The organism is Brachybacterium paraconglomeratum (assembly GCF_003994255.1).
Taxonomy (GTDB): Bacteria; Actinomycetota; Actinomycetes; order Actinomycetales; family Dermabacteraceae; genus Brachybacterium; species Brachybacterium conglomeratum.
The window spans coordinates 61,697-75,552 of record NZ_ML133851.1 but is presented as its reverse complement, the minus strand read 5'-3'; the positions used below and the strand labels follow the sequence as shown (position 1 = coordinate 75,552).

14 protein-coding genes are annotated in these 13,856 nt (G+C 73.9%); 13 read left to right on the top strand and 1 reads right to left on the bottom strand.

The features are described 5' to 3' along the window. Nucleotides 1-29: 29 nt before the first annotated feature. On the top strand, nucleotides 30-716 hold the full coding sequence (locus DS079_RS00370; RefSeq protein WP_126984357.1) for a peptide deformylase: 687 nt from the start codon (nucleotides 30-32) through the stop codon (nucleotides 714-716). Nucleotides 717-936: 220 nt separating this feature from the next. After that, on the top strand, nucleotides 937-1,689 hold the full coding sequence (locus tag DS079_RS00365) for a hypothetical protein (protein ID WP_241237499.1): 753 nt from the start codon (nucleotides 937-939) through the stop codon (nucleotides 1,687-1,689). A 106-nt stretch (nucleotides 1,690-1,795) separates the two neighbouring features. On the opposite strand, the gene DS079_RS00360 is transcribed toward DS079_RS00365, so the two are convergent. Then, nucleotides 1,796-2,308, bottom strand: coding sequence for an inorganic diphosphatase (locus DS079_RS00360; RefSeq protein ID WP_010551035.1), 513 nt, complete (start codon nucleotides 2,306-2,308; stop codon nucleotides 1,796-1,798). A gap of 93 nt (nucleotides 2,309-2,401) precedes the next feature. Between DS079_RS00360 and DS079_RS00355 the strand changes: the two genes are divergently transcribed. The 11 genes from DS079_RS00355 to DS079_RS00305 all read left to right on the top strand — a co-directional run bounded on the left by DS079_RS00355 (nucleotide 2,402) and on the right by DS079_RS00305 (nucleotide 13,852). Continuing rightward, nucleotides 2,402-3,811 (top strand): D-alanyl-D-alanine carboxypeptidase, encoded by a 1,410-nt coding sequence (locus DS079_RS00355; RefSeq protein WP_241237498.1) that lies wholly within the window; start codon nucleotides 2,402-2,404, stop codon nucleotides 3,809-3,811. After that, the gene (gene tilS / locus DS079_RS00350) at nucleotides 3,811-4,905 is read left to right on the top strand and encodes a tRNA lysidine(34) synthetase TilS (protein WP_126984355.1); all 1,095 of its coding nucleotides are present in this window, start codon (nucleotides 3,811-3,813) and stop codon (nucleotides 4,903-4,905) included. The genes DS079_RS00355 and tilS overlap by 1 nt, the downstream gene beginning before the upstream one ends. Before the next feature lie 43 nt (nucleotides 4,906-4,948). Continuing rightward, the gene (gene hpt, locus DS079_RS00345) at nucleotides 4,949-5,503 is read left to right on the top strand and encodes a hypoxanthine phosphoribosyltransferase (protein ID WP_010551038.1); all 555 of its coding nucleotides are present in this window, start codon (nucleotides 4,949-4,951) and stop codon (nucleotides 5,501-5,503) included. A gap of 4 nt (nucleotides 5,504-5,507) precedes the next feature. Further along, entirely contained in the window at nucleotides 5,508-7,646 is a 2,139-nt protein-coding gene (gene ftsH / locus DS079_RS00340) for an ATP-dependent zinc metalloprotease FtsH (protein ID WP_126984354.1), read from the top strand. A gap of 1 nt (nucleotide 7,647) precedes the next feature. After that, a complete protein-coding gene (folE, locus tag DS079_RS00335) occupies nucleotides 7,648-8,214 on the top strand; it encodes a GTP cyclohydrolase I FolE (RefSeq protein ID WP_053917552.1) in 567 nt (188 codons plus the stop codon). Nucleotides 8,215-8,218: 4 nt separating this feature from the next. Then, a complete protein-coding gene (gene folP / locus DS079_RS00330) occupies nucleotides 8,219-9,076 on the top strand; it encodes a dihydropteroate synthase (RefSeq protein WP_126984353.1) in 858 nt (285 codons plus the stop codon). Beyond that, nucleotides 9,073-10,038, top strand: a complete 966-nt coding sequence (folK, locus tag DS079_RS00325) for a 2-amino-4-hydroxy-6-hydroxymethyldihydropteridine diphosphokinase (RefSeq protein WP_126984352.1) — start codon at nucleotides 9,073-9,075, stop codon at nucleotides 10,036-10,038. Before folP ends, folK begins: the two co-directional genes overlap by 4 nt. Then, nucleotides 10,035-10,541 carry a DUF3180 domain-containing protein gene (locus DS079_RS00320; RefSeq protein WP_126984351.1) on the top strand — a complete coding sequence of 169 codons (507 nt, stop codon included), beginning with the start codon at nucleotides 10,035-10,037 and terminating at the stop codon, nucleotides 10,539-10,541. The genes folK and DS079_RS00320 overlap by 4 nt, the downstream gene beginning before the upstream one ends. A 151-nt stretch (nucleotides 10,542-10,692) precedes the next feature. Then, nucleotides 10,693-11,265, top strand: a complete 573-nt coding sequence (locus DS079_RS00315; protein ID WP_126984350.1) for a PH domain-containing protein — start codon at nucleotides 10,693-10,695, stop codon at nucleotides 11,263-11,265. Then, nucleotides 11,262-12,953, top strand: coding sequence for a PH domain-containing protein (locus DS079_RS00310; RefSeq protein ID WP_126984349.1), 1,692 nt, complete (start codon nucleotides 11,262-11,264; stop codon nucleotides 12,951-12,953). Before DS079_RS00315 ends, DS079_RS00310 begins: the two co-directional genes overlap by 4 nt. Next, nucleotides 12,950-13,852, top strand: a complete 903-nt coding sequence (locus DS079_RS00305; RefSeq protein ID WP_126984348.1) for a Rossmann-like and DUF2520 domain-containing protein — start codon at nucleotides 12,950-12,952, stop codon at nucleotides 13,850-13,852. The genes DS079_RS00310 and DS079_RS00305 overlap by 4 nt, the downstream gene beginning before the upstream one ends. Nucleotides 13,853-13,856: the final 4 nt, after the last annotated feature.

The window sequence follows — 13,856 nt, the reverse complement described above, 5'->3', positions numbered from 1 at the left end:
CACAGCGCCGGGCACGGGATACTGGGGTGGTGGACACTGCTGAGCTGACCCGGAAGATCCTGGACCGGCGCCCCCGCGAGGGCGCCCCGCTGCGCATCGTGCAGGCAGGGCATCCCGCCCTCCGCCGCACCGCCGTCGCCGCCCGCGACCGCCTCGAGCCCGCGCTCCTGGCAGAGCTCGCGGACGCCATGACCGTGACGATGAGAGACGCCCCCGGCGTCGGTCTCGCCGCCCCGCAGATCGGGCTGCCGATGAGCTTCTACGTCGTCGAGGACCCCTTCGCCGCCGAGGACGGGGAGGATCCCGAGGACGAGCTGCTCGAGCGCCGCCCGCTCGCGCTGCGCGCCCTGCTGGACCCCGTCGTCGAGCCGGTCGGGGACGAGACCGTCTTCGCCTTCGAGGGCTGCCTCTCGGTCGACGGCTGGCAGTCGATCGTGCCCCGCTCGCGCCGGGTGCGCCTGCGCGCCCTGGAGCTGCTGCCCGGTGGCTCCCTGCGCGAGGTCGACGAGGAGCACGTGGGCTGGACCGCGCGGATCCTCCAGCACGAGACGGACCACCTGGGCGGGACCCTCTGCCACGACCGGATGGTGGCGCGCTCCTTCGTGGAGGCCGGCTACGTCCACCACTACGCCGACCTCGGCGAGGCCGTGCGCCGCCTGGGCCTGAGCGGCGACATCACCGAGCTCGGCGAGGGAGAGGTCGTGCTGCGCCGCTGAGGCGCCGCGCCGCCCCGTCCGCGCCGCCCCGTCCGCGCCGCCCCTTCCGCACTGCCCGGTCCGCGCCGGGGGTGTCCGGCGCTCGCGGTGTCGCCCCGTCCCCGTCGGGCGGGGAGCCGACCGGGGGCCGGGCGCCCACCGTGCGCACCCGCCGTCCAGGAGCGCGGCCCCGTGCGCGATACCGTTGCCCTGTTCAGGACCCCGACGAATGGAGGCCCAGGTGGCCACGAACTCCCCGCAGCCCGTCCCGCGCGACCACGGCGCCGCCGCGACGCGACCCGACGACCTCCCCCTCGAGGAGGGCACCCTCGACGAGCAGCTCGACGAGCGCTGGCTCTCGCTGATCGACGCCGCGCTCAAGGTCCAGGCGCCGCTGGCCCGCACCTACGTCGAGCACCTGCGCGCCAAGCACCCGGAGGCGAGCGACCGTCAGCTGCTGGAGAAGGTCACCACGCGCTTCACCGCGCTGACCACCGCGACCGGCGCCGGCATCGGCGGCGTCGCGGCGCTGCCGGGCCTCGGCACCGCCGCCGCGATCGGCCTCACCGTGGGGGAGGGCCTCTCCTTCGCGGAGTCCTGCGCCTTCCTCACCCTCGCCGCCGCCGACATCCACGGCGTCGACATGACCGACCGCGAGACCCGACGTCTCGTGCTGCTGGGCGTGCTCGGCGGCGAGCGCGGCGCCGAGATCATCGGCAAGGCGCTCGGCCGGCAGGGCATGCGCTGGAACTCGGTCCTCGGCGGCGGGGGCCTCCTGCCCGGCTTCGTCACCAAGCAGGTCAACAAGTACGTGCGGCGTCGGGTCGTCGCGCGCACCGGCGGTCTGTGGCTCGCACGCCTGGTGCCCTTCGGGATCGGCGCGGTCCTCGGCGGCCTCGGCGCCCGCGTCGTGGCCCGCTCCGTGGTCGAGGCGATGCTCGAGATCTTCGGCCAGGGGACGCAGGGCCTCGAGGGCGAGCTCACCCGGCGCTGAGCGGGAGGCCCGGGCGTCGCGCCCGCGGCCCCGCCCGCACATGACGACGGGGCCGGTCCCTCAGGACCGGCCCCGTCGTCGTGCGTCCTGCGCGGACGGACCGCGCTCAGACCTCCTGCGTGAACTCGTTGGCGTGCTCGGTGCCGACCGCACGCTGGTAGGAGCGGCGGATCTCCGCCTCCGCGTCGCTGCGGCCCTCCCAGTGCGCGCCCTCGACGCTCTTGCCCGGCTCGAGATCCTTGTAGACCTCGAAGAAGTGCTGGATCTCCAGACGGTGGAACTCCGAGACATCGGTCAGCTCCTGGCGGCGCACCTGACGGCGATCGCCCACGGGCACCGCGACGATCTTGTCGTCGCCGCCGGCCTCGTCGCGCATGCGGAACATGCCCAGCGCGCGGCAGCGGATCAGGCAGCCCGGGAAGGTCGGCTCCTCGAGCAGGACCAGGCAGTCCAGCGGGTCGCCGTCCTCGCCGAGGGTCCCCTCGATGAAGCCGTAGTCGTCCGGATAGCGCGTCGCGGTGAAGAGCATCCGGTCCAGGCGGATCCGCCCGTTGTGGTGGTCCACCTCGTACTTGTTCCGGTTCCCGCGAGGGATCTCGATGGTCACGTCGAATTCCACGACAGCCGCTCCATTGCTCCGGCCCCGTGGGCCACTTCATTCCTCCGGCCCCAGGGGCCGCTTCCGATGACCGGGACACCATATCGTGGTGGCATGGCCCTTCGAGCAACCGAGCGCATGTGGCGCACCGTCGCCGTCGTGATGTGCGCGGCACTGCCCGTGAGCTTCTACGTCCTCGGCGACCTGATGGACGCCTTCCCCGGCGTGCTCACCGTGCGCAGCGCCGAGGAGGACCCCGGCTCCGGCCCCCGCGCCGTCGCGGAGGACTGGGAGCGGGTCGATCCGGCCGGGGCCGTGGCCCCCGTCGGCTCCTCGCCCTCCCCGGTCGACCCTGCCGACCTGCAGCAGCGCATGGCCGCGAAGGCGGAGCTGCCCGTCGTGGGCGGCGGCCTGGCCTTCAGCGTCGTCGCGGCCGAGGACGGCCAGGTGCTCGCCGAGCGGGACTCGTCCAGCGCCCTCGTGCCCGCCTCGACCCTCAAGCTGCTCACCGCCGCGGCCGTGCTGCGGCAGTACACGGGGGATGAGGTGCTGGTCACCCGCGCGACCGTCCAGGACGGCGTGGTGACCCTGGCGGGAGAGGGTGACATGACCCTCACCGAGGAGGATCTGCGCGAGCTCGCCGCGCAGACGGCGGCGCTGGCGGCCGAGCAGGGGACCACCGCCGTCTCCCTCGCCCTGGACGACTCGTATCTCGTGGGCGGGGCGAACCCGGCCTGGGGCGACAACGGCACGGCGGGCGGCTGGGTCACGCCCACCGCCTCCCTCGCGCTCGAGGAGGGATGGCTCGACGGGGAGCAGTACGGCCCGAAGTCCACCGATCCCGCCGGCGACGCGGCCCGGCGCTTCGCCGAGCTGCTCGGCGAGGAGGGCCTCGAGGTGACCGGCGGGATCACCGCGGCCGCCGCCCCGGAGGGCGCGCCCGCCGCGGAGATCTCCTCCGAGCCGCTCTCGGAGATCGTGCGCCACACCCTGCTCATCTCCGACAACACCACCGCCGAGCTCCTCGCGCACCTGGTGGCGCTCTCCCGCGGCGAGGAGACCACCCCCGCCGGCGCCGCCGCCGCCGTCGAGGCGGAGATCCGCGAGCTCGGCGCCGAGATGGGACTGCCCGAGGAGGACCTCGCCGGGCTCGACCTCCGCGACGGCTCCGGCCTCTCGCGGGAGAACCGGGTCCCGCCGGCGCTGCTCGCCGCGGTGCTCGCCCAGGTCGCCTCCGGCGAGGTGCCCGCCCTCGAGCAGATCCTCTACGACGTGCCCGTCGCGGCGCTCTCGGGCACGCTCGCGGACCGCTTCGGCCACGGCGACGACCCGGCCGCCGCCGGGCAGGTGCGCGGCAAGACCGGCTATCTCGGCGGTGCCGCGACCCTCGCCGGCGTGACCGTGCTCCCCGACGGTCGCACCGTCGGCTACTCGATCGTGGTCCACGGCTTCGACGGAGCCGACGCGGACGCCGCCCGCGCCGCGGTCGACGACGTCGCCGCCGAGATGGTGCAGGTCGACTGATGGCCGGCCCTCCTCCCGTGGTCGCCCGTGCCCGCCGCGCCGTGCGCGCCGCCCTCGCCGAGCGGCTCGAGCAGCTCGCCGACGACACCGGCTCCGGCCACCTCTCCCCGCGCCTGCTGGTCGGCGTCTCCGGGGGCGCCGACTCGCTCGCGCTGCTGGCGACCACCTGCTGGGTGGGGGAGCGGATGGGGCTCGCGACCGAGGCCGCGATCGTCGACCACGGGCTCCAGGACGGCTCCGCCTCCGTCGCCGCGCGCGCCGCCGCGCAGGCCGAGCGGCTGGGCGCCGAGGCGCACGTGCTCACGCCGTCCGTCGACCTCGCCACGCCCGGCGGTCTCGAGAACGCCGCCCGCACCGCCCGACACGACGCCCTCGAGCACCTCGCCCGGGAGCGCGGTGCGCTCGCCGTGCTGCTGGGCCACACCCTCGACGACCAGGCGGAGCAGGTCCTGATGGCCCTCGCCCGCGGCGCGGGGCCCCGGGCGCTCGCCGGGATCCGCCGCAGCCGCGGCCACCTGCTGCGCCCCTTCCTCGGCACCGGCCGGGACGAGACCACGGCCCTGCGACGCGCCGACACCGAGGAGATCTGCACCCTCCACGACCTCGAGTGGTGGGAGGATCCGATGAACGCGGATCCCGAGCTGCTGCGCTCGCGGGTGCGCCACCGGGCCCTGCCGCTGCTGCGCGAGATCCTCGGGGAGCAGATCGACGAGAACCTCGCCCGCAGCGCCGACCTGGTCCGCCCTGATGTGGACCATCTCGACGAGGAGGCGCGGGCGCTGCTGCCCGCCCTGCGCCGCGACGCCGGGGAGCTCGCCGAGGAGGGCGACCTGCTGCACCTCGACGTCCACGCCCTCGCCGCCGTCCCCGCCCCCGTGCGCACCCGCGTGCTGCGCGACGCCTCCCGTTCCGCTCAGCGCGCAATCGATGCAGGTGACGCAGGTGGATCCACGAAATCGCTGCTGCGCAGGCAGGTGCTCGCGCTGGATGCGCTGGTCGTCTCATGGCACGGTCAGGCAGCGGTGCCCGTTCCGGGTAGGATCGAGGTCGCTCGCCGTGACGGCCTGTTGGTGTGGCGCCGTCCCGCTCCGTGAGCCGCGGCGGACGCACCCACCACATCACCTGGAGGAGATCCGCGTGCCCCAGACGCACCCCCACCCCGATGTCGACCGCGTGCTGCTGGACGAACAGCAGATCCGTGACCGGCTCGCCGAGATCGGCGCGCAGATCGCCGCGGACTACGCCGAGGAGCCCCCGATCCTGGTGGGCGTCCTCAAGGGGGCGGTGATGGTGATGGCGGACCTCGCCCGTTCCATCGACCTCAAGGTCGAGATGGACTGGATGGCGGTCTCCTCCTACGGCTCGGGCACGAAGTCCTCGGGCGTGGTGCGGATCCTCAAGGACCTCTCCGGCGACATCACCGGGCGCAACGTCCTGATCGTCGAGGACATCATCGACTCGGGCCTGACCCTGAAGTGGCTGCTGGCCAACCTCCGCTCCCGCGGGCCGAAGTCCGTGGAGATCGCGACGCTGCTGCGCAAGCCCGAGGCCGCGCGCGTCGAGATCGACGTGAAGTACGTCGGCTTCGACATCCCCAACGAGTTCGTCATCGGGTACGGGCTCGACCATGCGGAGAACTACCGCAACCTTCCCTACGTGGGCGTCCTCGCACGCTCGGTCTACGAGGACTGAACCGGTGGCAGATTCCCCCAAGAGCACGGGCCGCGGCTCGGGCGGCAGGAAGCGCCGCCCCTTCACCTCCGTCGCCCTCTGGATCGTCGTCGCGCTGCTGCTGGGCATGGCGCTGTTCTCCCTGCTGGGCCGTGACGGCTACCAGCAGATCGACACCGAGCAGGGCCTCGAGCTGCTGCAGGGCGACACCGTCGAGCAGGCGAAGATCATCGGCGGCAACCAGCAGCGCGTCGACCTGGTCCTGACCGAGGACTTCACCGACGGCGAGGAGAACAAGGGCACCCGGGTGCGCTTCGCCTACGTCGACGCGCGCGGCGAGTCGATCGTCTCCGCGGTCGAGGAGTCCGCCCCCTCCGGCGGCTACACCGACGAGATCGCCACCAGCTCGTGGTGGTCCACTCTGCTGCTGTCCTTCCTGCCGCTGCTGATCTTCATCGGCCTGTTCTGGTTCCTCATCATGAACGCCCAGGGCGGCGGCCGGGCGATGCAGTTCGGCAAGTCCAAGGCGAAGCTGTTCAACAAGGAGGCCCCGAAGGTCACCTTCGCCGACGTCGCCGGCGCCGAGGAGGCCGTCGAGGAGCTCGACGAGATCAAGCAGTTCCTCGTGGACCCGGGCCGCTACCAGGCCGTCGGCGCGAAGATCCCCAAGGGCGTGCTGCTCTACGGCCCGCCCGGCACCGGCAAGACGCTGCTGGCCAAGGCCGTCGCCGGCGAGGCGAACGTGCCCTTCTACTCGATCTCCGGCTCGGACTTCGTGGAGATGTTCGTGGGCGTCGGCGCGAGCCGCGTGCGCGACCTGTTCAACACCGCGAAGGAGAACTCCCCGGCGATCATCTTCATCGACGAGATCGACGCCGTCGGCCGCCACCGCGGCGCCGGCATGGGCGGCGGCCACGACGAGCGCGAGCAGACGCTGAACCAGATGCTCGTGGAGATGGACGGGTTCGACGAGAACCAGAACGTCATCCTCATCGCCGCCACCAACCGCGTGGACATCCTCGACCCGGCGCTGCTGCGCCCGGGCCGCTTCGATCGCCAGATCGCGGTGACCGCCCCGGACCTCAAGGGCCGCCTGCACATCCTCGGCGTGCACGCCAAGGGCAAGCCGCTGGCCCACGACGTGGACCTCGAGGCCGTCGCCAAGCGCACCATCGGCATGTCCGGTGCGGACCTCGCCAACGTGCTCAACGAGGCGGCGCTGCTCACCGCCCGCTCTGGCAACCAGATCATCGACAACCGCGCCCTGGACGAGGCGATCGACCGCGTCTCCATGGGACCGCAGCGGTACTCCAAGGTGATGACCGAGCGCGAGCGCCAGATGACCGCGTACCACGAGGGCGGCCACGCCCTGGTCGCCGCGGCGATGAACAACTCGGCCCCGGTCACCAAGGTGACGATCCTGCCGCGCGGCCAGGCCGGCGGCTACACGATGGTGGTCCCCACGCAGGACCGCAACTACCAGTCCCGCAACGAGCTGCTGGACCGCCTCGCCTACGCGATGGGCGGCTACGCGGTGGAGGAGTCGATCTTCCACGACGTCACCACCGGCCCCAGCTCCGACCTCCAGAACGCCACCAAGATCGCCCGCACCATGGTCATGCAGCTGGGCATGAGCGCGGCCGTGGGCCAGGTCGCCCTCTCCGGCGACCAGGACGAGGTGTTCGTGGGCATGCAGCAGGGGCAGGGCCCCCGCTTCTCCGGCGAGACCGCGAGCATCGTGGACCAGGAGGTGCGCACGCTCCTGGACAACGCCCTGGACGAGGCCTGGTCCGTGATCGTGCAGAACCGGCACGTGCTGGACCGCCTGGTCGAGGAGCTGCTGGAGAAGGAGACGCTGAACGAGCACGAGCTCGCCGCGATCTTCGCGGACGTCACCAAGCTGCCGCCGCGCGAGGTGTGGGTCTCCAGCGAGGAGCGCCCCTCCCTCGAGGCGCCGTCGGTCGGCTCGACCACCACCGGCACCGGCACCGAGGAGCACGACGCGGGCGAGCCGCTGCAGCCCGGCGCCCCCGAGCTGCCCCATCCGGGCGGCGACGGCCCCGGCATCCCCGGCGCCCCGCACGGCGGTGCCCCCGGCGGCTCCGGCCAGCCCGGTCCCGGCCAGGGCTACGGCTACGGCGACCACGACGAGACGGAGCGCTGAGATGGCGGTGGACCGGCCCCGGGTCGAGGCGGCGGTGCGGGAGCTCCTCGCCGGGATCGGCGAGGACCCGGGCCGCGACGGCCTCCTGGACACCCCCGCGCGGGTGGCGCGGATGTACGCCGAGGTCTTCGAGGGGCTGGACCAGGACGCGCACGAGCCGCTGTCGACGACCTTCGACATCGAGCACCAGGAGCTGGTGCTCGTGCGCGACATCGCCTTCCACTCGATGTGCGAGCACCACCTGCTGCCCTTCCACGGGATGGCGCACGTGGGGTACATCCCCGGCGGCGGCGCCGTCACGGGGCTGAGCAAGCTCGCCCGCCTGGTCCACGTCTACGCCCGACGCCCGCAGGTGCAGGAGCGGCTCACCTTCCAGATCGCCGATGCGCTGATGGACGAGCTCGGCGCCGCCGGCGCCATCGTCGTGATCGAGGCGGAGCACATGTGCATGTCGATGCGCGGCGTGCGCGCGGCCGGGGCCCGCACCATCACCAGTGCCGTGCGCGGCATGCTCCGGGACAACCCGAGCACCCGCGGCGAGGCCATGGCCCTGATCAACGGACGGTGAGGTCGTGACCATCCCCGTGCGCCGACCCGAGGGACTGCCGGACCGCCTCGGCGGGGACGACACCCTCGTCATGGGGGTCCTGAACGTCACCCCCGACTCCTTCTCCGACGGCGGGGAGCACGACAGCGCCCCCGACGCGATCGCCCACGGCCGCCGCCTGGTCGCCGAGGGCGCCGCGATCATCGACATCGGCGGGGAGTCCACCCGCCCCGGGGCCCCGCGCGTCCCCGAGGAGGAGGAGCTGCGCCGGGTGATCCCCGTGGTCGAGGCCCTCGCCGCCGAGGACGTCGTGCTCAGCGTGGACACCATGCGCGCCTCCGTCGCCGCCGCGAGCATCGCGGGCGGGGCCCTCATCGTCAACGATGTCTCCGCCGGCCAGGCCGACGTGCGGATGGGCGCGCAGGTCGCCGAGCTGCGCACGCGTCTGGGCACCCCGCCGGTGTTCATCGCGATGCACTGGCGCGGCCACAGCGACGTCATGAATGACCTCGCCCGGTACGAGGACGTCGCCCACGACAGCACCGCCGAGCTCGGCGACCGCCTCAGCACGCTGCGCGAGGCCGGGATCGAGGACCGCTTCCTCGTCGCCGATCCGGGCCTGGGCTTCTCCAAGACGGGGGAGCAGAACTGGGACCTGCTGGCGGACTGGGACGCGATCGCCTCCCACGGCCTGCCCGTCCTCATCGGCGCCTCCCGCAAGCGCTTCGTCAGCGCCCTCGGCGTGGACCGCGACGCGGCGACCGCCGCGATCAGCGCCTACAGCGCCGAGCACGGCGCCTGGGCGGTGCGCGTCCACGAGGTCCCCTCCAACCTCGCCGCGGTGCGGGTCGGGGACCGGCTGCGTCGGAGCAGGCACCGATGAACCCGCACGATGGCAGCGCGCATCACGGCTCCGCGCCGGCGTCGATCGGACGCCTGGACCGCATCGAGGTCACCGGCATCCGCGCCTGGGGCCATCACGGCGTCCTCGCCGCGGAGAAGGAGATCGGCCAGGAGTTCGCGGTCGACGTCGTCCTGCACCTCTCGACCGCCGCGGCCGGCCGCACCGACGTCCTCTCCCGCACCGTGAACTACGCCGAGGTCGTCACGGCCGTGCACGAGGAGATCGGCGCCGGCCCCCACGACCTCGTCGAGACCCTCGCCGAGCGGATCGCCGAGAGGATCCTCGAGGAGACCGGCCACCCGCTGGTGCGCCGCGTCGGCGTGCGCGTGCACAAGCCCGCCGCCCCGGTCGGACTGCCCGTCGGCGGGGTGGCCGTCGCGATCGAGCGCGACGCGCGCCCCGTCCTCGCCGTGCTCGCGCTCGGCAGCAACCTCGGCGACCGCGAGACGTATCTGCGCGGGGCGCTCGATGTGCTCGGCTCCCACCCGGGCACCGAGATCGCCTGGACCTCGCCCGTGCTCGAGACCTCCCCCGTCGGCGGGCCGGACGGCCAGGGCGCCTATCTCAACGCCGTGGTCGGCGTGACCACCGAGCTCGGTCCCCACGACCTCCTTGCCCTGGCCCACCGCGCCGAGCGGGCCGCCGGACGGCAGCGACTGGTGCGCTGGGGCGAGCGGACCCTCGACGTCGACGTGATCGCCTACGGCGACTGGCGCAGCGAGGACCCCGACCTCACCGTGCCCCACCCCCGCGCCCACGAGCGCGCCTTCGTGCTCGGCCCCTGGCATGCCGCGGACCCCGCCGCCGAGCTGCCCGGCCACGGACCGGTCCAGGCGCTCCTCGCCCGCGCCGCGGACCGCGAGGACCTGCGCCCGGGCCCGGCCCTCGAGGGCTTCGACGACCCGCCCTCCCGGACGGGGGAGGGAGCGGCGGAGTCGTGAGGCCCCTGAACATCCCGGTGCTCGTGCTGATCCTCGTGATCGGTGCGGGCTTCGGGGCCCAGATGCTCGAGACCCTCGCCGCCCGAGGCCACTCCCTCCCGATCGCGGGCTGGCTGACCACCCTGGTGCTGCTGGCCCTGGCCGCGGTGCTGCTCGCCTACGGCCTCCCGATGCGCCGCTACCTCCAGGAGAGCGAGGAGCGTCGCGACAAGCCCTCCTACGCACCGCGCCGTCACCAGATCGACCTGCCCACCGCCTATCGCACGGTCCTGCTGGCCCGGGCCTGCGCCTACACCGGCGCGATCATGGGCGGGTTCTTCGCCGGCCAGGCGCTCTTCCTGCTGATCACCGGCACCGGCGACCTGCTCGGCGCGATCTTTCCGACCGCCGCCGCCGCGGTCTCCGGCATCGTGCTGGGTGTGCTCGGGGTGATCGTGGAGCGATGGGGAAAGCTCCCACCCGACGGCGACGGCTCCGCCGAAGGCGCGGAAGCCGGGTCCTGACCGTTCGCCCCGCGCCCTCCGACTCCGCCGGGAGACGGGCCTGCGACCTGTCGGTCGGCGGAGCGGGGCACGGGCGAGGACCGACCTTCGGTGGGGCGGACAGCGCCGAGCGTCGCACAGCGCCTCCGGTCCGGGATGACACGATGTCCCCATGACCTCCTCCGCGCACGATGCCCGACCGCCGCTCCCCACGGCGATGCCCCACGACGCCCCGCCGACCGAGGTCTCGGACGCCGCCGGGGCGCGACTCGGCGAGCAGGGTCTGCAGCCGGTCTCGCCGAAGCTCGTCCCGGCCCGCTATCTCGCAGGGATCCCCGGCTACCTGATCGGGGTGCTGCTGACCATCGGCGCGATCGTCGCGGCGGTCCTGACCGGGTGGTGGTGGCTGGGGCTGACGGCCATCGTGCCGCTGGTGCTGGTGGTGCAGGGCCTCGCGCTCACCCCGCGACGGGTGCGGGCGATCGGCTATCGCGAGGGGGCGGAGGACCTCACCGTCGCCCTCGGGATCATGTTCCGCTCCGTGCACACGATCCCCTACGGCCGCGTGCAGTCGGTGAAGATCGACGAGGGGCCGGTGGACCGCCGCTACGGCCTCGCGAAGCTCACGCTCAGCACCGCCCATGACGGCGCCGGCGTCACCCTGCCCGGCCTGCCGAAGGACGAGGCCGAGCGCCTGCGCGCCCTGCTCACCGCGCGCGGCGTCGAGCTGATGGCGGCGCTGTGACCGCCCCCGGCCCCGATCCCGATCCCGATCCCGTCCCGGGAGCGCCCCGCCACCGCACGCATCCGATCACGCCGCTGGTGACCGGCTGGAAGGTCGTCGTGGGCATCATCGCGGTGCTCACCGCCCAGAACATCGCCCAGCTGGCGAACGAGTTCACGATCCGTCGCGCGCTGATCGGACTGGGCATCCTGCTCGTCGTCGTCCTCGTGGCGATCATCCTGTCGGCCCTCAGCTGGTGGTTCACCACCTATGCGGTGGACGAGGACGGCGTCTCCGTCCACAGCGGCATGATCAGCCGCTCCCGCGAGTACGCGCCGCGGGCACGCATCGAGTCCGTCTCGATCGAGCGCCCGCTGCTGGCCCGACTGCTGGGGCTGGCGAAGGTGCGCGTCGAGGTCGCCGGCGGCGGCGAGTCGTATCTCGACATCGAGTACGTCTCCTCCGCCCGCGCCGAGGAGCTGCGCCTGGGCATCCTCGAGGTCGCGGCCGGGACGTCGGCCGCGAGCTCCTCCGCCGTTTCCGTCGAGGGCGCTCCGGCCGACGAGACGGGCGCGGAGGCCCGCGCAGCCCTCGCCGGCGGCCCGACCGCGGGCTCCTCCGCCGCGGCGGGCCATCAGGACTCCGGCGACGTCGCGCGCGAGCGCGGCGGTCGTCTCGAGGAGGTCCTGTACGACGGGGTGACCGACGGCGAGCTCATCGCGAGGATCCCCACCGAGCGGCTCGTCCGCTCCCTCGTGCGGGACCTCGGATTCCTCACCGGGATCGTCATGAGCGTCGTCGGCGTGGTCGTCGCGGTGCTCCTCGCCCTGTGGCAGGAGGGCTTCTCGATCGCGATCCTGGTCGCCCTGGCACCCACCGCGATCGCGGTGCCGAAGTACGTCTTCGGCCGGATCGACTCCGGCTGGGGCTTCGTCTCCCGCTTCAGCGAGCGTGGGCTGCGGATGCGGCGGGGCCTGGCCAACACGCGCACCGACAACATCGCCGCCGGTCGCATCCAGCGCTTCGACCTGCGCCGACCCTTCCTGTGGCGCGGCCCCGGCTGGACCGCCGTCTCCGCGACCGTGGCCGGGATCGATGACGACGACGAGAACGGCGCGACCAGCGTGCTCCCGGTCGGCACCCGCGAGGAGCTGCGGCAGACCCTCGGCCGGCTCAGCGCGCCGCTGGGCACCGACGACGATCTCGCGACCCTCGAGCACCTGCTGACCGCCCGCGCCCGCGACCTGCCCGGGCTGCGCACCCCGGTGCGCTGGTACTGGATCGCCCGCCGCACCGAGGTGAGCATCCTGCTGTCGGGTGCGCTCGTGCACCGCAGCGGCCTCGTGTCCCGCAAGCTCAGCATCGTCCCCCGCGAGAGGATCCAGGAGCTGAGGCTCGAGGACGGCCCGCTCGCCCGCCGTCTCGGCGTGCTGGACCTCCACGTCGAAGGGGCCGGGGACTCGCTCCTGCTGGAGAACCTGCGCCGCGATGACGCCCTCGCCGTGCACGCCGTGCTCGCCGCCGATGCCCGCACCCTGCGCCGCTACCGGGACCGGGAGAGCTGGCCCCGCCCCGCGCTCGCGCCGGTCGGCACCGCCGCGCGGTCGACCGGCATCGCAGCCGGCGCCGCCCCCGGGAACGCCCCCGAGCAGGAGCGGCCCGCCGCATCCGCCCCCGGCCCGCGCCCCGACGGGCGGGAGACCCGATGACCCCGCCCCGCCTCGGCATCGGTGTGATCGGCGCCGGACGCGTCGGCGCCGTCCTCGGCGCCGCGCTGCGCGCCGAGGGGCACGCGCTCACCGGCGCCTACGCCGTCTCCGACGCCTCCCGTGAGCGGGCCGCCGAGCTCCTGCCCGGTGTGCCGCTGCTGGACGTCCCCGCCCTCGTCGAGCGCAGCGAGATGCTGCTCCTGGCCGTGCCCGACGACCAGCTCGGACCGCTCGCGAGCGGGATCGCCGCGACCGGCCTCGCCCCCGGCGGGCAGCTCGTCGTCCACACCTCCGGCCGCTACGGCACCGAGGTGCTCGCCCCGCTCGCCCGCGCCGGCGCCGCGACCCTCGCGATCCACCCGGCGATGACCTTCACCGGCACCCGCACGGACCTGCGCCGGCTCGTCGGATGCCCGATGGGGATCACCGCCACCGAGGAGTTCCTGCCCGTCGCCGCCGCGCTCGTGGTGGAGATGGGCGGCGAGGCCGTCGTCATCGCCGAGGGCGACCGCCCGCTCTACCACGCCTCCCTCGCCCACGCCGCGAACCATCTCGTGGTCCTCGTGGACCAGTCCCGCAGGGCGCTGGCCCGGCTCGGCATCGAGGACCCCGGCGCCTACCTCCGCCCGCTGCTCGAGGCGGCGCTCGAGGAGTCGCTGCAGCGGGGGAACGGGGCGCTGACCGGACCGGTGGTCCGCGGGGACGCCGGCACCGTCGCCGCCCACCTCGACGCCCTCGCCGATCTCGACGCGACCGCCGCCCCGCTCGAGCCCGGCGACGTGAGCGACACCTACCGCGCCCTCGCCCTCGCGGCGCTCGCGCGTGCGAGACTCCCCGAGGGCGACCGGGAGACGATCCGGGCGCTGCTGGAGGCGGCCCCGCCCCCGGAGGAGAGCTGAGGAA

Excerpts from the sequence above, each read along its gene's own strand:
- DS079_RS00355 (WP_241237498.1), top strand. The coding sequence starts at position 2,402 with ATGGCCCTTCGAGCAACCGAGCGCATGTGGCGCACCGTCGCCGTCGTG.
- tilS (WP_126984355.1), top strand. The coding sequence starts at position 3,811 with ATGGCCGGCCCTCCTCCCGTGGTCGCCCGTGCCCGCCGCGCCGTGCGC.
- folE (WP_053917552.1), top strand. The coding sequence starts at position 7,648 with ATGGCGGTGGACCGGCCCCGGGTCGAGGCGGCGGTGCGGGAGCTCCTC.
- folK (WP_126984352.1), top strand. The coding sequence starts at position 9,073 with ATGAACCCGCACGATGGCAGCGCGCATCACGGCTCCGCGCCGGCGTCG.
- DS079_RS00315 (WP_126984350.1), top strand. The coding sequence starts at position 10,693 with ATGACCTCCTCCGCGCACGATGCCCGACCGCCGCTCCCCACGGCGATG.
- DS079_RS00305 (WP_126984348.1), top strand. The coding sequence starts at position 12,950 with ATGACCCCGCCCCGCCTCGGCATCGGTGTGATCGGCGCCGGACGCGTC.